The organism is Streptomyces cyaneus (assembly GCF_004028635.1).
Taxonomy (GTDB): Bacteria; Actinomycetota; Actinomycetes; order Streptomycetales; family Streptomycetaceae; genus Streptomyces; species Streptomyces cyaneus.
In genome coordinates, this window is the sequence record NZ_ML138678.1 from 528,191 (window position 1) to 549,882 (window position 21,692).

At 68.7% G+C, this 21,692-nt stretch carries 19 protein-coding genes; 4 read left to right on the forward strand and 15 right to left on the reverse strand.

All coding sequences use genetic code 11. The annotated features are described in order from the left end of the window. The first annotated feature begins 71 nt into the window (after positions 1-71). Positions 72-488: an aggregation-promoting factor C-terminal-like domain-containing protein gene (locus tag EHO50_RS02365; protein ID WP_164904729.1), complete on the forward strand. Its 417-nt coding sequence runs from the start codon at positions 72-74 to the stop codon at positions 486-488. Between the two features lie 88 nt (positions 489-576). Here the strand turns inward: EHO50_RS02365 and EHO50_RS02370 are convergent, their stop codons facing one another. From EHO50_RS02370 to EHO50_RS02430, 13 genes are all read right to left on the reverse strand, one after another. Next, positions 577-1,845 carry a nucleotide sugar dehydrogenase gene (locus EHO50_RS02370; protein ID WP_128428103.1) on the reverse strand — a complete coding sequence of 423 codons (1,269 nt, stop codon included), beginning with the start codon at positions 1,843-1,845 and terminating at the stop codon, positions 577-579. 60 nt (positions 1,846-1,905) lie between these two features. After that, positions 1,906-3,156, reverse strand: a complete 1,251-nt coding sequence (locus tag EHO50_RS02375; protein ID WP_164904730.1) for an ATP-grasp domain-containing protein — start codon at positions 3,154-3,156, stop codon at positions 1,906-1,908. After that, positions 3,111-4,340 (reverse strand): MFS transporter, encoded by a 1,230-nt coding sequence (locus tag EHO50_RS02380; RefSeq protein WP_128428105.1) that lies wholly within the window; start codon positions 4,338-4,340, stop codon positions 3,111-3,113. The genes EHO50_RS02375 and EHO50_RS02380 overlap by 46 nt, the downstream gene beginning before the upstream one ends. After that, positions 4,337-5,710 (reverse strand): Gfo/Idh/MocA family protein, encoded by a 1,374-nt coding sequence (locus tag EHO50_RS02385; protein WP_128428106.1) that lies wholly within the window; start codon positions 5,708-5,710, stop codon positions 4,337-4,339. The genes EHO50_RS02380 and EHO50_RS02385 overlap by 4 nt, the downstream gene beginning before the upstream one ends. Next, positions 5,707-7,032: a M20/M25/M40 family metallo-hydrolase gene (locus EHO50_RS02390; RefSeq protein ID WP_128428107.1), complete on the reverse strand. Its 1,326-nt coding sequence runs from the start codon at positions 7,030-7,032 to the stop codon at positions 5,707-5,709. The genes EHO50_RS02385 and EHO50_RS02390 overlap by 4 nt, the downstream gene beginning before the upstream one ends. Next, complete coding sequence (locus EHO50_RS02395) at positions 7,019-7,927, reverse strand: sugar phosphate isomerase/epimerase family protein (RefSeq protein WP_128428108.1); 909 nt, start codon at positions 7,925-7,927, stop codon at positions 7,019-7,021. Before EHO50_RS02395 ends, EHO50_RS02390 begins: the two co-directional genes overlap by 14 nt. Next, a complete protein-coding gene (locus EHO50_RS02400; RefSeq protein ID WP_128428109.1) occupies positions 7,924-8,871 on the reverse strand; it encodes a DegT/DnrJ/EryC1/StrS family aminotransferase in 948 nt (315 codons plus the stop codon). The genes EHO50_RS02395 and EHO50_RS02400 overlap by 4 nt, the downstream gene beginning before the upstream one ends. Next, positions 8,871-9,995, reverse strand: coding sequence for a DegT/DnrJ/EryC1/StrS family aminotransferase (locus EHO50_RS02405; protein ID WP_246100992.1), 1,125 nt, complete (start codon positions 9,993-9,995; stop codon positions 8,871-8,873). The genes EHO50_RS02400 and EHO50_RS02405 overlap by 1 nt, the downstream gene beginning before the upstream one ends. Continuing rightward, positions 9,952-10,971, reverse strand: coding sequence for a Gfo/Idh/MocA family oxidoreductase (locus tag EHO50_RS02410; RefSeq protein WP_164904731.1), 1,020 nt, complete (start codon positions 10,969-10,971; stop codon positions 9,952-9,954). Before EHO50_RS02410 ends, EHO50_RS02405 begins: the two co-directional genes overlap by 44 nt. Continuing rightward, positions 10,965-12,068 (reverse strand): GNAT family protein, encoded by a 1,104-nt coding sequence (locus EHO50_RS02415; protein ID WP_164904732.1) that lies wholly within the window; start codon positions 12,066-12,068, stop codon positions 10,965-10,967. Before EHO50_RS02415 ends, EHO50_RS02410 begins: the two co-directional genes overlap by 7 nt. Further along, positions 12,065-13,333, reverse strand: a complete 1,269-nt coding sequence (locus tag EHO50_RS02420; RefSeq protein WP_128428111.1) for an ATP-grasp domain-containing protein — start codon at positions 13,331-13,333, stop codon at positions 12,065-12,067. The genes EHO50_RS02415 and EHO50_RS02420 overlap by 4 nt, the downstream gene beginning before the upstream one ends. A 13-nt stretch (positions 13,334-13,346) precedes the next feature. Next, entirely contained in the window at positions 13,347-14,642 is a 1,296-nt protein-coding gene (locus tag EHO50_RS02425) for a glucarate dehydratase family protein (RefSeq protein ID WP_128428112.1), read from the reverse strand. A 703-nt stretch (positions 14,643-15,345) separates the two neighbouring features. Then, positions 15,346-16,581: a cytochrome P450 gene (locus EHO50_RS02430; RefSeq protein ID WP_128428113.1), complete on the reverse strand. Its 1,236-nt coding sequence runs from the start codon at positions 16,579-16,581 to the stop codon at positions 15,346-15,348. A 191-nt stretch (positions 16,582-16,772) separates the two neighbouring features. Between EHO50_RS02430 and EHO50_RS02435 the strand changes: the two genes are divergently transcribed. Further along, positions 16,773-17,942 (forward strand): steroid 3-ketoacyl-CoA thiolase, encoded by a 1,170-nt coding sequence (locus EHO50_RS02435; RefSeq protein WP_128428114.1) that lies wholly within the window; start codon positions 16,773-16,775, stop codon positions 17,940-17,942. Here the strand turns inward: EHO50_RS02435 and EHO50_RS02440 are convergent. Both EHO50_RS02440 and EHO50_RS02445 read right to left on the reverse strand, forming a co-directional pair. After that, a complete protein-coding gene (locus EHO50_RS02440; protein WP_128428115.1) occupies positions 17,926-18,207 on the reverse strand; it encodes a DUF397 domain-containing protein in 282 nt (93 codons plus the stop codon). The two genes, EHO50_RS02435 and EHO50_RS02440, sit on opposite strands and share 17 nt — an antisense overlap. Next, on the reverse strand, positions 18,167-19,015 hold the full coding sequence (locus tag EHO50_RS02445) for a helix-turn-helix domain-containing protein (protein ID WP_128428116.1): 849 nt from the start codon (positions 19,013-19,015) through the stop codon (positions 18,167-18,169). The genes EHO50_RS02440 and EHO50_RS02445 overlap by 41 nt, the downstream gene beginning before the upstream one ends. A 91-nt stretch (positions 19,016-19,106) precedes the next feature. Between EHO50_RS02445 and EHO50_RS02450 the strand changes: the two genes are divergently transcribed. After that, entirely contained in the window at positions 19,107-19,532 is a 426-nt protein-coding gene (locus tag EHO50_RS02450; protein ID WP_128428117.1) for an ATP-binding protein, read from the forward strand. A gap of 8 nt (positions 19,533-19,540) precedes the next feature. Next, positions 19,541-21,673, forward strand: coding sequence for a P-loop NTPase fold protein (locus tag EHO50_RS02455; RefSeq protein ID WP_246101045.1), 2,133 nt, complete (start codon positions 19,541-19,543; stop codon positions 21,671-21,673). Positions 21,674-21,692: the final 19 nt, after the last annotated feature.

Genomic DNA, 21,692 nt, shown 5'->3' on the forward strand with positions numbered 1-21,692 from the left:
GCATGCCCCCCGCCTCGCATCGCGTGGTTCCGGCATGCCCGCGGCGCACTGTCCCCGAAGAAAGGCTCCCCGTGTCCGTCGTTTCCACCTTCCGTCGCCTCTCCGCTCCGAAGAAGGCCCTCGCCGGTGCCGCCATGGCCGCCGCCACCGCCGGCACCCTGTTCGCCGCCGCGCCCGCGCAGGCCGCGACGACCGGGGCCGGCTCGGCGCAGCAGATCGCGCAGAAGATGATCTCGGACTCGGCCCAGTACCAGTGCTTCTCCAAGATCGTCGACCACGAGAGCGACTGGAACGTCAACGCCACGAACGCCTCCAGCGGCGCCTACGGCCTCGTGCAGGCCCTGCCCGGCAACAAGATGGCCTCCGCCGGCTCCGACTGGAAGACCAACCCGGCCACCCAGATCAAGTGGGGCCTGGACTACATGAAGGACCGCTACGGCAGCCCGTGCGGCGCCTGGAACTTCTGGCAGTCGAACGGCTGGTACTGAGCCGACACCGCCAGACAGAACCGAAGGCGGCGGCCCCCCGATCCCCGGGGCCGCCGCCTTCGCCGTACCCGCAGCCGCTCGGCTTCCCTCAGAGCCTGGTGACGCCTTCCTCTTCGAGGATCCCGCGTGTGTCCAGGAGCGGACGGCACCCCTTGACCTTGCTGTCGACGTACTCCCGGTGATGGGTGAGCAGGATGTAGAGGTCGGCCTCGGCCCCGGAGGGGTCCGCCACCCGCTCGACCGGCCGGCCGTCGACCCGCCAGTCCGACACATACGGGTCGTGGTAGGCCAGTTCGGCTCCCGCAGCGATCAGTTTGCGTGCCACCGACGCTGCCGGCGTCTCCCGCTCGTCGGCAATGTCGGGCTTGTACGTCACGCCCAGCAGCACCACACGTGCCCCGGCCAACGCCTTGCGGTCCTCGTTGAGCACCCTCATGCCCCGGTTGACCACGTACTCCGGCATCCGGTTGTTGATCTCCCCGGCCAGCTCCACGAAGCGGAAGGGATAGCCGAGGGTGCGGACCTTGTACGACAGGTAGTTGGGATCGATCGGGATGCAGTGCCCTCCGACCCCGGGGCCGGGGTAGAAGGCCTGGTAGCCGAAGGGCTTGGTCTTCGCCAGGGAGATCGCCTCCCACAGGTCGATGCCCAGGTCGTGGCAGAAGACCGCCATCTCGTTGACGAGCGCGATGTTGACGTGCCGGTAGGTGTTCTCCAGTAACTTCGCCATCTCGGCCTCCTTCGGGGAGGAGGCGCGGTGGACGGCGTCGATGAACCGACCGTAGAACGCGGCGGCGGCCTTGGTGCAGGTCGGGGTCAGTCCGCCGACGACCTTGGGGGTGTTCACGATCCCCCAGGTCTCGTTGCCCGGATCGACCCGCTCGGGGGAGAACGCCAGATGGAAGTCCCGGCCGGCAATCAGGCCGCTCTTCTCCAGCAGCGGCTGCACGACCTCCTCGGTGGTGCCCGGGTAGGTCGTCGACTCCAGCACCACCAGCACGCCGGGGCGCAGATGGTCGGCGATGGTCTCGGCCGCGGCGGACACGGCGGTCAGGTTGGGCCCCTGGGTCTCCGACAGCGGGGTGGGGACGCAGATGACGATGGTCTCCGCCGAGGCGAGGACCTCGGGGTCAGTGGTGGCCGTGAAGCCGAGGGCGAGCATCTCCCGCACCTCGGCGTCGGAGAGATCGTCGACATGGCTGCGGCCGGCGTCGAGGTCGGCGACGACCCGTTGGTTCACGTCCAGACCGACCACCGACAGGCCGCCCTTGACGGCGGCCTGGGCCAGCGGGAGGCCTACGTATCCCAATCCGATGACGGCCAGATCTGTCGAGCTTTCCGTTCCCTTGCTTTTCAATTGCCGTTCCCTTTCCTGCACGAGGCACACGGTGCACACGGTGCACCGGAAATGGCGTTCTCATTGCACATAGTGGAAAGTCAGCCGGGAGACAGCCGTCCTGGCGGCTTCCAGTACGTCGGCTTCTGGTGGTCCTGACGCGATGGCCAGGGCCGGTCGGTCGAAACTGCCTTTGATCCTGGACACGGTGGCGCCCGGCGGCTTGAGGATTTCCGTGCGGACCACGTGTTCCACGGCGTCGGCGGCGTCGCGCCCCGTCACCTCGGTCACCGTGGCGGCGTCACCTTCGGGTTCGTCGGCGGAGTACCACACGGCCGCCCGGTGCTTCCGGCTCGGCTCCAAATCGCTCGGATGCACGGGAATCAGTGCGCCGTGGCGAGCGACGAGTTCAATGTAGTCGATGCCCGTGGCCAGTTCCACCAGTATTCCGATTCTGTCACCTCCCATTCGGTTGTGACTCTCGACGAGTTTCGGTCCGGAAGGGCTGAGGATAAATTCGGAATGGCCGGGTCCGTCCGTGAGTCCGATATGGTCGAGGACCTCACACACGGAATTCTCGATCCGTTTCCGGTCGTTGTCGTCCAAACGCGCGGGAATCAGATGCCCCTGTTCCACCGGGCTCTCGGGCAGCTTGAACTTCTCGGTGACCGCGAGGACATGGTGGCGGCCCGCCACGGAGAACGTCTCCACGCTGAACTCGGGCCCACTGACCATCTCCTCGACCAGACATCGGCCCGTCCGATCGGCGTCGCGGGCGCGCTCGACCGCCTCGGCGAGCCGGTCCGCCTCGTGGACGAAGGTGACGGCCATGCTGGCTTCCGAGTCCAGTGGCTTGACGACGCACGGGAAGCCGACGCCGTCCAGCGAGTCCAGTGGCCGGCCGGGCTCGAGAACGGCGCTGTTCACGCGGCCGCACTCCAGGTCGGCGACCTTCAGCCGGGTCGCGTACTTGTCCCGCAGCACCCGCGTGACCGCGAGGTCCACGACGCATCGGGCGTCCAGCCCCGCGGCCAGCGCGGCGGCCACCTCGTAGTAGCTGTCGTGGTAACTGGCGACGACCTCGATGCCGGTCCCGAGATGGGGCGCGAGGTCGTTGTCGTCGACCGTGCCGGACTGCACGGCGTCGGACGAGAGAGGGACGACCTTCGCATACCCTTGGTCGTCGGCCGGGATCACTTTGTCGGCTTCGACGGCCAGGACCACTTCGTGGCCGGCGTCCATCAGTGTGCGATGGCAGGGGCGGTTGGTCCCCACTACAAGAATCTTCACAGTTGCTCCTGGGTCGACTTTCCACGGGCGGGACGCCCCCACCGGGCCACGCCGGCGAACATCAGCGCCACCGTCGCGGCCAGCAGCCAGAAACCCCGGTCGGCGTGGAGTCCCTGCATCCAGGCGAGCACGGTGAGGCCCGCCGACGCCCCGGCGGTCTCTCCGACGGCGGTCGCGATCGACACGACGCTGTAGCCCGCGGCCCGTTGGGTGGGGTCGATCTTCTCCAGCAGGCTCACGTCCACCGAGGGCACGAACATCGCCTCGGCCGTCGAGAAGACCACGACGAGCGCCACGAGCCCGATGAATCCCGGCAGGGCGCCGCCGATCAGGAACGCGACGCCGAAGGTCACGAAGGACAGCGCCATCAGCAGGTCGGCGTCGCCGCGCGTGATGCGTTCGAAGGCGTGCCCCAGGGGGACCTGGAGCACGATGATGAGCAGGGCGTTGGCCGTGAACAGCAGTCCGAGTTCGGCGCCCGCGTCCAGGCTCTCGGTGACGTAGAGCGGCAGGGCGTTGAAGAGCTGGGCGTAGAGAAACCATCCGAACGCGTTGGCCATCAGCAGGCGCCACAGGTGCGGAGTGCGGATCACCTCACGGTAGACGGCCCATCCCGGCCGCGCCGCCGCAGTGCTCTTCGGGCTGCGCAACGACCAGGCGGACACCGTTCCGGCAAGGGCGTACATCCCGCCGATCGCCATGAACAGCAGCTGCTTTCGCCCCTCGTCGATGATGAACAGGGCCACCGGGGCGGCCACCGCGCTCGCGATGTTGACGGCCACGTTGATCGTCGCGAAGGCCGTGGTCCGCGAACTGACGCCGTCGCTGGCCTCGGCGGCGACCTGCTTGCTGGCCAGGGCGTTGATCGAGACTCCGATCCCGGCCAGGAAGAGAACGGCCAGGACGGCCGCGAAGGAGGACGCCGTGGGCAGCAGCGCGAAGGCCGCGCCGGCCAGCCAGCAGCCGGCGAGGAGCGACATGCTCGGCCGCAGCCTGTCCATGAACACGGCGAGGGGGATCTTGGCGACCTTGGACGAGATGAGGAAGGTGCTGGAGCACAGGGCCACCTGGCCCGCGGTCAGCTTCTCGTCCCGCAGCGCGACGACGAGCACCGACAGAACGCCGAAGTAGCCCATGCCGACGATGCCGTAGTGCGCGACCACCATGGCCAGCCGCGTGGTGAAGCGCGGTTTCGCGGTGCCCTGCTCCACCTGAACACCGCTCACCGCTGCGGCGCCTGGTTGGTCCAGGCGCCGGGGTCGGCGCTCTCGCGGAACTCACGCTGGGGCCCCTCGCGCACGATGATGACGTCCTGGGGCCGCAGATCGATGTCCTCGGCCGTCACCAGACGGTCGGCGGACAGGATCAGGTTCAGATGGTTCGGGAGATGGCTCTCGTCGTATCCGGCGAACACGCCCAGCTTGCGGTCCCCGATCCAGAAGGTGTCGCCCCGGGTGAGCATCGCCGGGTCGAGGAACTCGATGAATCCGAGGTACGCCACATGGTCGATGCGCGCGCCCGCCACATCCGTGTCCTCGCGCGTGACGACCAGCTCGTGGATGTCTCCGGCACGGATGCAGGCCGATCCGGCGTGGGCGAGCAGCATGCCCCGGCGGACCGTCTCGTGGAACAGCAGGCGCACGACGCTGGTGCGGACCGGCAGCTTGCTCGGCATCCGCAGCCGGACGTGCTTGCGCCGGCCGCGTTCCAGCGCGTCGTGGACGATGCGGACCAGGGCGAGCTGATCCGGATGGGCGGTGTCGTCGGCCACGCCGGACACGAAGTCGTCGACGATGCCGACGTATTCGTGGGCGAGCGACGACTTGAACTCGGTGAAGCCCTCCAGCATGTCGGCCGACAGGACGCTGCCGTCCGTGAGGGTGACCTCGATGTCCTTGGCCTCTCCCGCCGTGAAGGCCCAGTCGAGTTCGACCCTGACCTCTTCGCCCGCCCCGCCTTCGAGGTCGAGCACGGCGTAGTGCTCCATGCCCTTGCGGACGTCGCCGAGGGTCACGTCCCGCAGGGTCAGTTCGCCGACGACGACCCGGGCCATGTCCAGCGCGTTGGGGCCGTTGTCGACGATGCAGCCGCCGCCGCACCGGTCGCGGTCCAGGTACCAGTCCTCGCCGCCCGTGTGCTCCCGGATGTCCTCGTGGTAGCGGACCTTGACGGAGCGGACGGCCGCGTCGCGGGTGGCGATGTCGTCGCGCAGGGACAACAGGTTCCGGTTGAACCGGCGGTGGAAGGCCGTACGCAGAAGCACGCCGTGCTCCTCGGCCTTGCGCACCAGTTCCGCGGCCTCGGCGGGGTCGAGGGTCAGGGGTTTCTCGCAGCACACGTGCAGTCCGGCGCCCAGCAGATCGGAGACCACGGGGCCGTGGACGTGGTTGGGAAGCGCCACGATCACCGCCTCGCAGTCCCGCGCGGAGATGAGGTCCGTGTGCGAGGTGTAGGTGGCGATCTGCTGGCCGGCGTACTCCTCCAGGCGCGCGGGAGACGCGTCGCAGACCGCAGTGAGCGTCACCCCGGGGAGCCGGTCGATCGCCGCGACGAACTCACGGCCGATGACACCGAGTCCGATGATGCCCAGCTTCATGCGCTTTCCTTTCCGTGCCTCTGGTTCTGCTCTCGTCGCTGGTCCCCGGACCGGACGTGTTCGGCGAAGGCGAGCGTCAGCCGCTCCATCCGCTCGGCGTACTCCTGAAGGTCCTGCAGCCGCACATGTTCGAGATCCGTATGGGCCCCGTTGCGCCCCAGGTCTCCGGGCCCGCACACCACGACGTACTCGGCGTGCTCGGCGGCCCAGATCGCATCGCAGGTGAAGGCCGATCCGTCGGCGGCGCCGTCGTGCCGTTCCAGCCCCGCGGCGGCGAGCACGCCCTCCAGCCGGGGATGGCGGTTCGCCAGCGCCGGGTAGCCGCGCTTGAGCCAGTTCAGGGTGACCACCTGCTCGTACCGGCTCGCGACCTGCCGCGCCGGGGCCGACCCCGCCAGGTCGGAGCGGAATTGCCCCGGGAGTTCCCGGAAGGCACGCTCCACCGCGGCTTCGAGGCGGGCCCGGGCCACGTCGTCGTAGTAGGCGATGTTGAGCTTGAGGGATCCGGTCCCGTAGACCCGGTTGTGGGAGGTGCCGGTGTGCAGGCCGGCGATGCAGAGCTTGGCGTTCACCTCCTCGGCGACCGGGGCCAGGGTGCGGGACAGATGGACCGCGGCGTGGCCCAGCACCAGGGTCGCGTTGGTTCCCTCGTAGGGGTGGTCGTCCGTGCTGTCCTGACCGGACACCGCGATCTGCGGGGTCATCACCGCGCTGGAGCAGTCGAGGAACCGGTTGCCGGTGGGCTCGGCCACCACCATGAGGGCGGCGTCGATCCCGGCCTGGCGCAGGGCGAACCGAGTGCCGTAGGTGCCGAGGGCTCCGCCTTCCTCGGCCGGCACGCTCATGACCAGCACGCGGATGTGCTCGCGCAGTTCGGGTCGGCGGGCGAACGCCCGGGCCACTCCCGTCATGGCGGCGATCCCGGGCCCCTTGTCGTCGACGGTCCCCCGGCCGCGCAGGAACTCGCCGTCGAGGCGCGGGGGCAGATGCGGTCCGACCGTGTCCAGGTGGAAGTTGATCACCATCGTGCGGTGAGCATCCGTCGCGTCCCCGATGCCGAGCACGACGGACGGCTGTGCCGCGAGGAAGTCGGGGCCGTACTCGTCGGCCGCGTCCGTGACGACGGCGGGGACGAGCGGGTCGTCGAGCAGGGCGAGGCCCGGGGCGAAGCGTGCCACCGTGGTGAACCCCCGCTGGGCCGCGCCCTTTTCGACCAGGTCCTGAGCGGCGGCGAAGCCGCGTGGGTCGCCTCCCTCCAGAGGGGAGACCGTGTCGACCGACAGGACGTCGACGAGCCAGTCGAGGTCTTCAGCTCGGTCCATGCCCGACTTCCCCCTCCACCGTGTTCGAGGCCGCGGCGGGGCGCACCACCTTCGCCAGCAGGTTCTCGGTCAGTTGCCCGTAGGCGAGGTACTCCGCCGGCATACGGGAGGCGTCGCCGCGCTTCTTCTGGTGCGGGACCAGGTGGAGATGGGGCTCGATGCTGTAGAGCCCCCGGTATCCGGACTCCTCGAGGAGTTCGACGCACTCCAGCACGCGGGAGTCCCCGGTGCCCGGTTCGACGAAGACCACCTCCCCGTCGACGGTCGTGCTGTCCTTCACATGGACGTGCTGGACGTGCTGGACGATCGGGGCGAGGAACTCCAGGGAGTCATAGCCGTACGAGACTCCGTTGCCGGTGTCGAACAGCAGGGTCAGATGGGGGCTGCCGACCTCGGCCAGCATTTCCAGCGACTTGTGCGGGTCGGTGGAGGCCCAGCCGTGGCAGTTCTCGTGCAGGAGGGTGATCCCCAGGTCGCTCGCCCGCGCGGCCAGGTGGGACATGCGCCGTAGCGCGGCGCGACGCCAGTCCCCCTCGGGGCGGCCGTCGTTGGGGTAGGACATGACGCGCATCCGCGTCGTGCCGTAGGTGCGCCCGATGGCCGCGTACCGGTCGAGCATGCGCGCGTCCTCGTCGAGGGGGCGCCCGACGTCGTAGGCCCAGCTGCCGATCGGGGTGTCCAGTACGGCCACGGTGATCCCGGACTCGCGCAGCCGGCGGGCGTGTTCCTCGTGCCGGTCGTCGGGGATGTCGTGCAGCGCGGTCCCGTCGATCGTGCGCAGTTCGAGGGCCCGCCAGCCGAGTTCCCGGTGGAGCCGAATCTGGTCTTCGAGGGCCTTCGCGCCTTCGTCCCCGATGCCCAGGAGTCGGCCTGTCCCGTTCTCGCCCATGGTCATGCGCCGCTCCCCTTCGCCGTGCCGGCCAGGTGCTCGATGCTCTCGGCCTCGGTGTCGTCCAGGTCCGCGAGCACGGGGATCAGCACTTCTCCGTGGTCGAGGGTGCGCACCGGGATCGAGTGCCGGGTCAGGACGGCCAGCGCGTCGGCCGACACCCGGGTCAGGACGACGCCGCCGCCTTCGTGGAGGTCGGGGGCCGGTCGTGCCCCGAAGTCCGTCCAGGCCTGAGTCAGCCGGGAGCGGAGTTCGGTGAGCCGTTTCCCACGGTCGGGTGCCGTGGGGAGTTGGGCCAGCAGGTAGCGGGCGTTGACCTCGTCGACACGGGAGTTCACACCGACGTACTCGTGGTGGAAGCGGCGCCCGACCGGCTGACCGTGGTTGCGCAGCGCACGCCAGTGCTCTTCCAGCGCCGTGTCCCGGGTGAACAGCACCGCCATGTCGCCGGCGGGGGGCAGTTCCTGGGAGCCGGACAGGTCCAGCATGATGGCGTCGAGCGGCCGGTCCGCGAGGGCTTCGACCGTCGACAGCTCCCTGACCACCACGCCGTGCCGACGGCTGTCGTCCGGCGAGCCCGCGGCCGGGAGCTCGGAGCGCGCGCAGTCGTACAGCGTCCAGCGCCCCCCGGGGCGAGGCGCGCCGGAGTCGAAGGTGAGGGCGCTGCTGCGGCGCCCGGCGGAGATCGCCGCGGCGGCCTGGCTCGGCAGGTGCGCGCCCTGGACGGCGTCGTCCGCGGCGTCCGCGCTCAGGGCGAGGAGGAGGACCGCGCCGAAGAGGCCGCTCACGCCGACCGCGCGCCACCCCGGCAGGTTCTCGACGAGCGCCTCCTCCAGCGCGCTCGTGGCCGTCTTGAGGATGTACATGTCCGACTCCGCCGTGTGCTTCAGGCACTCCTGGAGCAGATCGACGTCGAGGAGTCGGCGGCTTCCCTGAATGGCGTCGCCCATCAATTCGCCTTTGCTGAATAGAAGTCGGTGATCGCGGAGCAGACCTCGTCGACGTCTGCGTCGGTCATGTCGGGGTAGAGCGGCAGCCCGAGCGCGCGGGTGGCGGCGTACTCGGCGTTCGGGAACGACGCCCTGCGGTCGGCGGGGCCGGAGCCCGATCCGGAGCCGGAGAAGCACGGCTGGTCCGCGATCGTGCGCGGGTAGTACGCCTCGGTCTCGACACCGCGTTCGGCCAGGAAGGCGGCCAGCTCGTCGCGGTGTTCCAGCTCGGCCAGGTAGACGTACCAGACGCGGTTCTGGGGCTGCTGGGCCTCTTTCAGGCGGGGTGTGCGTACTCCTTGGACCGCCTTCAGGCGTTCGTCGTAGCGCTGCGCGAGTTCACGTCGTCGTTCGATCTCGCCGTCGAGTCGGCGGGCCTTGGCCAGGAGTACGGCCGCCTGCACCTCGTCGGCCTCGCTGCACCAGGGCGTTGCGGACACCCCCGCCACCACCTCGCGGGCCCGGTCGGCCAGCCCGAGGTCGTCGGTGACGATGACACCGCAGTCGCCTAGCCCTCCCCAGGTCTTGGTGGGGAAGAACGACAGGACGCCGCCGGCGCCGAAGCGGCCCGCGTGCAGGCCGCCCTGGGTCATGCCGATGGCCTCGGCGCTGTCCTCCAGCAGGAGCAGTCCCCGCTCGTCGCACAGGGTGCGCAGCGGCTCCATGTCGGCCATCTGGTGGAAGAGATGCACCACGAGTACGGCCGCGGTCCGTTCGGTGACGGCGGCGGCGACGGAGTCCGCGGTCAGGGCGTAGCTGTCCGGGTCGACGTCGACGAACACGGGCGTCGCGCCTGCGTGCACGACACACGACGCGGTGGCGAAGAAGCTGTAGACCGGGACGATCACCTCGTCACCGGGTCCGATGCCGGCGGCGAGCAGGAGGGCGACGAGCGCGTCGGTGCCCGAGTTGCACGCCACGGCGTGTGCCGCGCCCGTGCGGGAGGCGACCTCGTCCTCCAGTTGCCGCACCAGGGACCCGTTCGTCCGGGTGGGAGAGGACCTCAGGCCGTTCAACGCCTCGGTGAGGAAGTCCTCTTCCTCAGCCAGGGCTCGGTGTGTCGTGAAGAACCGTACGGGCATCATCTGCTCCTCGTATGCGGCGTGCCGCCGCGCGCACTGTCAAAATGAGATCCGCCGCGTCGATGTGGTGGTCGAAGGGGACGGTGGGGGACGTCAGACCCGCTCGTTCCTCGAAGGCGCCGTAGGCGTGGTCGAGGAAGGCGTCGATCGGCCGGTCGTCGTAGCGCAGTTGCGGCATGCCGTTGCGGCGCACCCGGGACCAGGGCCTGTCCCGGCTCAGCGGCAGTCCGACCTCGCACCACCTGGTCCCGGTCCCCGCCGTCAGCCGTATGTGGCGCCGGCGCTCGGCGGCGGCGAGGTCGGTGGACAGGTGGGAGACCGCCCCGTTGCGATGGCGCAGCCTGAGCCTGGCGCCGCCCGAGGACGGATCGTGCGCCGCCCATGGCGCGGGCCAGCACTCCGCCTCCTCCACCTCGTCCACCGGTCCGAGCAAGTGCCGTGCGAGCAGCGCCTGATGGGGCAGTTCGACGTCGAAGGCGGAGGTGGTCCCGCCGCGGTTGCGGGTGGAGTCGACCCGGCGGAACTTCTCCTGCGCCATGTGCAGGACCAGTCCGTCGCCGTCCGAGCCGGCGAGGGTCAGCCGGACGAAGTCCCGCGCGGTCTGTACGGCGGCGGAGTACGGCCAGACCGCCATGGGCAGGATCGTGAGGTCCGGGACCTCGGCGACCCAGTTGCCGAGCAGGTCGAGTTCCGCGCTGCTCGACGCGATCGGCTTCTCCAGCACGAACCTGCGCACCCCACGCTCGATCAGCTCGCCGAGGATCGGCACATGGGTCGGCGTGGGGGTGCAGATGTGCACGACGGCATCGGAGGGCCTGTTGCGCTCCGTGAACGCGTCGAAGTCCGGGACCCACGGGACGTCCTGCTGGGGCACCGGGTCGACGAACACCACCGGCTGGTCCGGGCGTACCCGCCGCAGTGAGCGGTGGTGCAGTTCCCGTCCCGCGACCCCGGCGCCCATGATCACGGTCGTCAGCATGAGCCGGTCAATCGCTCGTAGCGGGCGCGATAGGCGGCGTCCGCCTCCTTCATGGCGATGCTCAGCCGGGACTCCGCGGCCGGGTGGAGCGCCTTCGCCCATACGGAGGCGGGCTGTGGGGTCAGTCCGCGCAGCCGCTTGAATTCATGCGCGTTCTTGCCGAACCACACGCGCTCGACGCCGTTGCGCAGGGCGTTCTCCAGCGGGCGGTGGTACCCGAGGTTGGCGTAGATACGCGCGTCGACGGCCGTCTGCCGCCTCCCCCAGCGCAGGACATGACCGCTCGAGGCGCCGGACAGCATCATGACGAACCCGAGGAGAAGTCCACTCTCGTCGACCGCGACCTCGATGGTGCCGCCTCCCATACCGGCGAACTGTGCGAAGGCGGAGTCGGCGAACTCGGGCACCGGGTGTCCGTAGGCCGCCATGAACTCGGCGTGCATGGCGATCACGTCGGACTCGTCGCCGACCTCGAACTCCCGGACCGTGATGGCGGCTTGCTCGAACCGCTTGCGGTCGTTGGTGAAGTTCCGCCTGGGTACCCGGGGCAGTGAGGCGATCAGTTCCTCGACGGAGTCGTGCCGTCCGGTGTCGAAGTACCAGTCGGCGTCGTAGAACGCGCTCTGGAATCCCGCGTCGGCCAGCATGTCGCACAGGTCGGCGGAACTGTTCTCCACCCAGGGAACGACCACGCCGTCGAACCCGTCCGCGCGCGCCCCGTCGACCAGGTCGTCTACCAGGCGGGCCAGTTCGCCGGGATCCCCCAGCAGTCCCGAGCGGAAACGGACGGGCGTGCCCAACACCAGCCAGCGGCCGCCGACGACGTCCGCGTCCACGTCCACGTCGACGGCGTTGAGGTAGGACGGCAGATGGAAGGTCAGTGGGATCCGGTCGAGGTACTCATGGCCGAGGACCGCCGCCGACCACTCGTCCTCGCTGCGCGCGTAGATGTGTGTCTCGACCCTGCCGGCCAGCTGCGTGTCGGCGAACGACAGGAAGCCGGCGCTGTACAGCGGGTCGCCGGACAGCGACTGGAGCCGGTCGTCGCCGCCCTGCCGCAAGGGCACTCGTGCGCTGCTGCGGTCGGCCGCGGTCACGACGGTTCCCTTTCGATCTCGATCTGGAGGGATTCGATGTGGCCACGGGCCAGTTCGACGGCCGTGTCGGCGTCGTCGGCCGTGACGCGCACCCGGGCCAGCCGGCTGAGTGAGGATCGCAGCGGCTCGACCTTGTCGCCGATCTGGGCGAGCGGGCGGGCGTCGCGGACCGACTCGATGTCCTGGAGTTCGTCGAGGCCGCGGACGGTCGTCAACGTGCCTCCCTGATCGGAGCCCGCGTACCAGATGGCGGCCGCGCCCCGGTAGTGCAGCCCCTTGCGGGCCTCGTCCTCCGACCACTGCGGAGCCGGAACGGGGCTGCCCCCGGCCTGGAGCACCGTCGCCTCGTCGAGATGCCAGCCCGTGCAGTCGTGGACGAGTTCGATGATCTCGTCCCCGGCCTTGCGCAGATGGGTCTCGACGATCTCCGGGCCGGAGGGCGAGAGGATCACCTCGGTGTGGCCGATCCCGAACCCGACGCCGAGCGCCGTGAGAACGGCGTCGACGTAGGAGGCGATCTGTTCGTGGTCCGCCGCGGACAGCCGGGCCGGGATCACATGCCCGATCTCCACCTTGGTGTGGGGGTCCACGAACTTCTCGGTGACGGCCGCTATGTGGTGCCGGCCGTCGATGGTGAAGCTCTCGACGCTGAACTCGGGGCCGCTCACGAAGCCCTCCATCATGGGAGGGGTGACGGCCAGACAGGCCCCGTGCTCTCCGACGTCCGCTCCCCACCGCTCGGCGTACCGGTAGGCGGCCTCGACCTCCTGCGGGCCGTGGACGACGGTGACGCCCGCACTGCCACGGCCACCGCTCGGCTTGACCACCACCGGATAGCCCCAGGCGGCCGCCGCGGCGAGCGCCTCCTCGACGGACTGTGGCCGGGCCGAGGGGACTTGGGTGAGCCCGGCTTTCGCCAGCACCTGACGCATACGGTGCTTGTTGTTGACGAGCTCGACGAGTTCCGGGGCGTGGTAGGTGAACCCCTGGTCGGCCGCGATGGCCGCTGCCTTGTCCTGGTCGATCTCGGCCAGGGCGACGACCCGTTCGAAGGGCAGCGCCTCCTGAATGGACCGGGCGGCCTTGACCCACGCGGACACCGGCGCGTCGTCCGGCAGCACGCCCGCGAAGTCGTTCGCGCCCAGCTCCGGCACCAGCGCCAGACCGGAGGCCCGCAGCAGGGCGACCGTCGTCACCTCGGGGTGGAGGCGGCGCAGGTCGGACTGGAGTCCGCGCCCGCCCCCGACGAGCAATAGCCGTGACATGTGCAGTCTCCGATCAGAGCGTGAAGAACCTCGGCACATCGCCGGTCCAGGCCGGGTCGACGGCCCGCATGGGAGAGACGTCGTCGCGGGTGCGGACCCCGCAGGTGCGCCACTGTTCGTGCAGTGCGGCGACCGCGTCCTCGTCGACCTCGACACCGAGTCCGGGACCGGTCGGGACGGCCACGCTGCCGTTCTTGAAGGTCAGTTCCTCGCTGGGAACGATGATGTTCTCGGTCTGCCACGGCGTGTGCGTGTCGCAGGAGTAGGCGAGCGAGCGGGCCACCGCGCCGAAGTGCGTCATCGCGGCCAGGCTGATGCCCAGGTGCGTGTTGGAGTGCATCGAGAGCTTGAGGCCGAAGGTCGCGCAGAGCTGGTCGAGCTCGACGGACTTGCGCAGCCCTCCCCAGAAGTGGTGGTCCGAGAGGATCACCTGCGGGGCGCCCTCCCGCACCGCTTCCGGGATGTCGGGGAAGGAGGTGACGCACATGTTGGTGGCCAGGGGCATCGACACCCTGCGGGCGACCTCGGCCATGGCGCGCGTGCCGGACACCGGGTCCTCGAGGTATTCGAGTTCGCCGTCCAAGTGCTGGCCGACCGCGATGGCCACGTCGGCCGTCCATGCCGCGTTCGGGTCAATTCGCACCGGCAGGTCGGGAAACTCCGCACGCAGTGCTCGTACGGTTTCGATCTCCTGCGCCGGCGGAAGGACGCCGCCCTTCAGCTTGATGGACTGGAAGCCGTATTCCGACACCATCCTGCGGCACTCTTCGACCATGGCCTCGGGGGTGAGTACCTCACCCCAGGAGTCGGCCGGGTACGGCTTCTGCGGGTGTTCCGCCCACTTGTAGAAGAGATACGCGCTGTATTCGACGCGGTCGCGGCGCCGTCCGCCCAGGAGATCCGAGACCGGCCGCCCGAGGGACTTGCCCTGGAGGTCGAGACAGGGAACTTCGAAGGCCGAGAAGACTGCGGCCCTGGTCTTCACCGAGGCCGCGTTCGCCATGGGATAGCCGGCGCCGGCCGGGAGGTCCGTGGTGATCGAGTCCGCATTCGTGAGCAGTTCGTCGTCCACGATCGACTCGATGTGATTCAGATCGAATACGTCGACACCGTCGAGGCGCGGCGCGACTGCGCGCAACCAGTGGAGCATGACATCGTCGCCGTAGGTCTCACCCCAGCCGACCAGCCCGTTCGACGTGGTCACCTTGATGATGGACCGCAGGGCATGGGTCTGGTGAACGCCCTCCGAGTTGAGCAGCGGCGGGTCCTGGACCGCGATCGGGGTGATCTCGATGTCGGTAATGCGCATGCGTGTATTCCTTTCCGCTGAGGAAATTCCCAAGGGGAAAACAGACTTCACCGCAGACGACTACGCCCCGGACAGCCCTGGTCATGGGCTCGGAGCGTTACAGAATCGTCCGGAGTGTCCACGGACGTGAGAGGGCTGCGCCAAGAAACGGCTAAGAGACGGTCAACATCGCCAAAACAGCACCTGAAAATCCCCCTCCCCCGTCCACGAGGCATGTGCCTCACGGCAAAACACGAAGATGAACTTGAGACGACCAACGCTTAGGTAACGATGGTCAATCTCGTGCGCTCATGAGCGCAGATGATCTTACGTCTCTGCGACGATAAGTTAAGGGGGGAACGAGATTCAATAGCCGCCGGTTCCCGAAGCTGTCGACTCCGGCTTCAGGCGCGACTTTCGGCCTTTCTGCTCCGAAGAGCAATCGGCCGCATCCGGAAGTAACACGGATCTGAGCAGGGCGCGCATCGGGCACATGCCTCAAGGGCGGCTGAGGCGGAAGCGCTTGCTCCGGCCGACGGCCAGTCCTGACGGGGGCTCAGCCGCCCGTCGGGTGATCGGCCAGATCAAGACCCCCCTCCCCGCAGGCTGCTGGTATAAGGGGGCACCCCTGCGCCACGGCCGTGGCGCAAGTGAACGTGTCGTCTCGGGGGAGGCAGGAACGGGGCGTAGGGAAAAGGGGTGCTCCTGCCTCCCTCGGGACGGGTCAGCCGGTGCTGACCCGGAGTTCCTTCACACCGTTGATCCACGCGGAGCGCAGCCGGCGGGGGTCGCCGACCAGCCGTAGGTCGGGCAGGGCGTCGGCCACGGCGTTGAAGATGAGGTCGATCTCCAGGACCGCCAGGGACTTGCCGAGGCAGTAGTGCGGGCCGCCACCGCCGAAGCCGAGGTGGGGATTGGGGTCACGCGTGATGTCGAAGATGTCGGGATCGGCGAAGACCTCGGGGTCGTGGTTGGCGGAGGCGTAGAAGAGGCCAACCCGGTCGCCCTTCTTGATCTGCTTGCCGCCCAGCTCCGTGTCCTGCGTCGCCGTGCGCTGGAAGGAGGCCACCGGAGCGGCCCAGCGCACGATCTCCTCCGCCGCCGTCGCGGGACGCTCCCTCTTGTACAGCTCCCACTGCTCGGGGTGGGTGAGGAAGGCGTGCATGCCGTGGGTGATGGCGTTGCGGGTGGTCTCGTTGCCGGCCACGGCCAGCATCAGCACGAAGAACCCGAACTCGTCCGAGCGGAGATTGCCTTCGTCTTCCGCCGACACGAGCGTCGTGACGATGTCCTTCGCCGGGCACTCCTTCCGGTCGGCGGCCATGTTCATCGCGTACGCGATGAGTTCGGTGGCCGACTCCTGCCCGACCTCCTCCGTGATGGCGTACTCGGGATCGTCGTACGCGATCATCCTGTTGGACCAGTCGAAGATCTTGGCCCGGTCGTCCTGCGGGATGCCGATGAGCTCGGCGATGGCCTGGAGGGGCAGTTCGCAGGCGACCTCGGTGACGAAGTCGAAGGGGCCGGGGTGGGCGCGGGCGTTCGCGGCGATGGTCCGCGCCCGATTCCGCAGGCGCTCCTCCAGGGCGCGGATGGCGCGCGGGGTGAAGACGCGCTGGACGATCTGGCGGACCCGGGTGTGCTCGGGCGGGTCCATGTTCAGCAGGATCAGCCGCTGGGCGTCGATGGCATCGCGCTCTATGTGCTCGTTGAAGCGGATGATCGCGGTGTTGAGGGTGGACGAGAACAACTCCGGGTGCGTCGAGACGTACTTGACGTCCGCGTGCCGGGTCACCGCCCAATAGCCCTCGTCCTGGAACCCGGCCACGTTGCCGGCCTGCGGGATCCAGCGGACCGGTTCGGCGCGGCGCAGCTCGGCGAACTCCGGGAGGGGGACGCGGTGGTGCAGCACATCGGGGTCGGTGAAGTCGAACCCGTCGGGAAGCGCGGGACAGGGCATCGGAAGCTCCTGACGGTCCATCAGCTACGAGGGTCCCCGTGACGGTAGTAACGAGTTCTACAACAGGCAATAGCCATGAACCCCCCAATGTCCGCACGACCCTTGCGGGCATTGAACCTCCGTCAGCAAACTGCAACGCAGAACTAGAACGCGTACTAGTTCCGCAGAGCCCTCGGAGAGGATCCGCACCCATGGCTGCCGAACCCGTGATCGTCGAAGCCGTACGCACCCCCATCGGCAAGCGCGGCGGCGCGCTCGCCAACCTCCACCCCGCCTATCTCCTGGGCGAGACGTACCGCGAACTCCTGGGCCGCACGGGCATCCCCGCCGACGCCGTCGAGCAGATCGTCGGCGGCACGGTGACCCACGCCGGCGAACAGTCCATGAACCCCGCGCGCACGGCCTGGCTGACCATGGGCCTGCCGTACGAGACGGCGGCGACGACGGTCGACTGCCAGTGCGGGTCCTCGCAGCAGGCGTCGCACATGACGGCCAACATGATCGCGGCGGGTGTCATCGACGTCGGGATCAGCTGCGGCGTCGAGGCGATGTCACGGGTGCCGCTGGGGTCGGGGTCCAAGCACGGGCCCGGGAAGCCGTTCCCGGACGAGTGGAACGTCGACCTGCCCAACCAGTTCGAGGCGGCGGAACGGATCGCCCGCCATCGGGGACTGACGCGGGAGAACGTCGACTCACTGGGCCTGCTCTCCCAGGAACGGGCCGCCGCCGCCTGGGCCGAGGAGCGGTTCAAGCGGGAGACGTTCGCCGTCCAGGTCCCGACGACCGAGGAGGAGCAGCGCGCCGGGCAGGGCATGTGGCGACTGGTCGACAAGGACGAGGGCCTGCGCGACACGTCCATGGAGGCGCTGGCCGGCCTGAAGCCGGTCATGCCGACAGCCATTCATACGGCGGGCAACTCGTCGCAGATCAGCGACGGTGCGGCGGCGATCATGTGGGCCTCGAAGCGGATGGCTCGCGCCCTGAAGCTGCGACCCCGGGCGCGGATCGTGGCGCAGGCCTTGGTCGGCGCCGACCCGCACTTCCACCTCGACGGTCCGATCGACGCGACGCGGGCGGTGCTGGGGAAGGCCGGAATGTCGTTGAAGGACATCGACCTCGTCGAGATCAACGAGGCGTTCGCGTCCGTGGTGTTGAGCTGGGCGCAGGTCTTCGAGCAGGACCTGGAGAAGGTCAACGTCAACGGCGGTGGGATCGCGCTCGGGCACCCGGTGGGGGCCACCGGGGCCCGGCTGATCACGACCGCACTTCATGAACTGGAGCGGGCGGACAAGGAGTTCGCGCTGGTGACGATGTGTGCGGGGGGTGGGTTGGCCACCGGCACGATTATTCAGCGGCTGTAGCCGAGGTCCAGGTCACGAAGGTGGTGAACGCGGCGGGGTCGAGGGTGAGGGTCGGTCCCGCCGGGTTCTTGGAGTCGCGGATGGCGATGGTGGTGTGAGGGGTTTCGGCTATCTCGACGCAATCGCCACCCTGGTCACTGCTGTACGAAGACTTACGCCAGGCCAGGGCCCCGAGCGGCGCGCATTCGACGCACTGGCCGCCTTGGTCGCTGCTGTAGCTGGACTTACGCCACCGAGTCCCCATCGGGATCGCGTTGCTCTCCATAGCGTTCCTCCATCACGCGTCGGATCAGCTCCGCCGAATCCCTGAGGGAGAGGGAGGCGGCCTGAAGATGATCGTAACGGAGCGAGCAGTCCTTGACGGTGTCCGGGTTGGCGGTTGGATGCCCGCTCCCGTAGCCCTCCATATAGACGATGTCCGGATCGCTCTCGAAGCGGTAGAGGTTGAATGAGCCTGTCAGCCCCGCGTGCGCTCCGGCCGAGAACGGCAGCACCTGGATGTTGATCCGAGGATTGCGCTCGAACGACAACAGGTGGGCAAGTTGGCCGCGCATCGTCTCGCGACCGCCAATCTCCTGGTGCAGGGCGGCTTCGCTGAGAATCGCCCAGAGGACCGGTGACTTCCCCTTCTCGAAGATGCGCTGGCGAGCGAGTCGTACAGCGGTGCGGTCGTCGAGGTCCGTGTCGTCCAGCAGGCCGAGTACGGCACGCGCGTACTCGGGGGTCTGGAGCAAACCGTGCACCATGCCCATCTGGAAGGTGCAGATCTCTGTCGCCCGCGCCTCCAACTCCGCCACCTGCTGAAACCAGGCCGGAAGTTGACTACGCATCACCAGCTCATGCAGCCGGGACAGCGAGCCGCCCGTCCCCAGCGCGATGTCCACCCGCTCACTGAAGGGCAGCGTCGGCAGCTTTCGGGCCGTCTCGATCTGGCCGACCAGCGAGCCCGTGCAGTAGACGATGTCCCCGAGCTGCTTCTGCGTCAGACCCGCGGCCTCACGGTAGCGGCGTAGCTCGAAGCCGTAGTAGTCGAGGGGCGAGGCGCCCGGGTCAAGGGTGTTGATGTGGGTCACGCAGAACCCCTCTCACGCAACTCGGCCCACTTCGGGACCCGTTGTATCTGTTCCGTAGCCCAAAGTAGTTGCGCGAGGTCACGCTCGTACCGTGAACCGATACATTCCCCCCACTCCCCTGGCCCCCTTCCGTGCCCAGTACCGACTCCGCCTCACCGTCGGCGCACACTCGGCCCGGCACATCCGCGCCATCGCCCGCTCGCTGCTCGACGAGTGGGCGATGCATGAACTGGCCGACGCCGTGGAGCTGGGCGTGACCGAGCTGGTCGCCAATGTCGTACGGCATGTTCCGGACCGGCGCTGTGAGGTGGTGATCCTGCGGCAGGAGGGGGCGGTACGGGTGGAGGTGACCGATGGGTGCCGTCAACTCCCGGTGGTGTCCGCCGAGTTGTCGCTGGGGGCGGAGGGTGGGCGCGGGCTGCTTCTCCTGGACTCGGTGGCCGACAAGTGGGGTGTGGATCCCGTGTCGGGAGGGGGCAAGGCGGTGTGGTTCGAGTGCTGGTGCGGAAGCATCTGAGCGTGTCGATGCTGAGACCAGGGCAACTGTTCGACGACGTGGTGAAGGACGTGCTGAAGGACCCCGAATTCGGGGACGTCAGCGAGTCCGAGGCGCAAGCCGAGCGTGACGCCATTCTGGGGCGGACCCAGGAAGCGCAGACGGCATACCAGCACGCTGTCACCCGGGCTCGCCTGGAGTTTTGGCTGCGTCGGGGGTTGGTGGCGGCCGGCGCTCTCCCGCTGCTGATGCTGCTCACGGCGGCGGTGACAGCCGGCTGGAGCAATGTGCTGAAGGACGCTCTGGCCGATGGCCGTCCTGTTTCTGTCTGGTCCATCGCGGGTGAGACGCTCGCGGGCTTCTTGGCCTTCTTCGGGCTCGCCGCAGCGGTGGCCTTCGTGCTCTGGTGGGTCTACTACCTTCTGTCGCGCGACGCGCGGGCAGGCGTACCCGTGGCGAAGGGGCGTCAACTGCTCTTCAGCCTGGGGATCCCGTACTTCCTCTTGACACCGTTCTGCGCGGTCTTGATAGGCGTCTACCCGGCGCACATCGCCTGGCAGCTCCAGCACAACCGACCCTTGCCGGAGGACGCCGCACACAGCTGGGAATGGTTCATCCTGGGGGCGCTGGTGCTGGCCGCCCTTCCGCCGCTGTCACTGCGAAGACTCGCCTCGGCCGCGTCCAGGGAGTCGCTTTCCCTCTCCTACTTGATCGCCGTGCTCGATACACGGGAACGGAAGCAGGCGGAAGCGCAAGCCAAGGATGAATGGAGGGAGGCCGTAAAGCAGGCCCTGTTGAGCTTCGTACGGGAACTGATCAGTCAGCGCGCCGGGCGCTTGTTCTCCACGGTACTCGCCATCAGTGACGCCCCGGGGCTGAGGCAGCTTCGCGCCGACCGTGAGCATGTGGCGACGCGGGCGGACCGTCAACTGGCCATGATCAGCGCGGGCATGGAGAGCGGAAGCATTGCTCTGTCGGGCCCACGCGGGGTGGGCAAGACGCAGCTGCTGCGGAACTTCTGCAAGGTCGACAAGGGGAAGTTGAGCCTCGTCGAACCGGTACCGGTCCTCTTCGACCGGCGGGAGTTCATGCTCCACCTCTTCTACAAGCTGTGCGACCTCGTGATCAAGGAAGGTCTCGGCACGGCGCAGGAGGCCGAGCGGCACAAACGCTCGATTCGCTATCTGCAGACCCAGTCGGACGAGGCGGCTCTCAGTGCCGGATGGCGAAGCTGGAATCTGTCGGCGAAGAGGGCGTCGTCGCTCGCCGAGCAGCCACAGACGTATCCCGAGATCGTGGACGCCCTGAAGAAATTCCTCGGCGCGACGGCACTGGAGCTGCGCAAGGAGAAGAAGCCACGGCGTCTGGTGATCGGTATCGACGAACTCGACCGGATCGAGCCGGCTGTCTCCGCGCACACCTTCCTGAACGAGCTCAAGGCCGTGTTCGACATACCGAATTGCCTGTTCGTGCTGTCGGTTTCCGACGAGGCGCTGCGGGACGCCGAGTTGGCGCCGGTCGGCCGACGGGACGCGTTCGACAGCGCGATCGACGAGGTCGTCCGGGTCGAGCCCCTCGATCAGAAGCGCGCCGAGCGCCTGCTGGCCCGTCGGGTGACGAGGCTGCCGATTCCCTTCGCGGCACTGTTCTACTGTCTGTCCGGCGGCATGCCGCGCGACCTCCTGCGGACGGCCCGCGCGGCCATCGCCTACGTATCGCAGGACCAGCCGCGCTCGCTCACCTACCTGACCGGCAAACTGGTGGAACGCGAAGTCGACCGCATCGCCAACGCCGCCGGCGGCTCGGACGAGCATGCCCAACTCGCGCAGCTCTTTCGCCGGGATGTGGTCGCCGACGGCGGCCTCGCCGAACTGGGGGATCTGATCCACCAGCAGGCCGGAGCCGGCGGTGACCGCGCCCGGATGGGCGCCACGCTGGCCAACCGCGCCTACTACCTGGACACGGTGCAGAGAATCTTCACGGACGCTCTCACTCTGGAGCGATTCACCGACGCCTCCGACGAGAGCGACCCGGGCCCCTTCTCCGCCCTCGCCCGAGCCCAACGCGAGATCGGCACCGCCGACACCCTGGCCCGCTCCACGCTGCAACGCGTCCGGACGGCTTGGTCGTTGCCCGCCCTGCCGCCCGCCCCGCCTGTCTAAAGTGGGAAGACTTACGCGG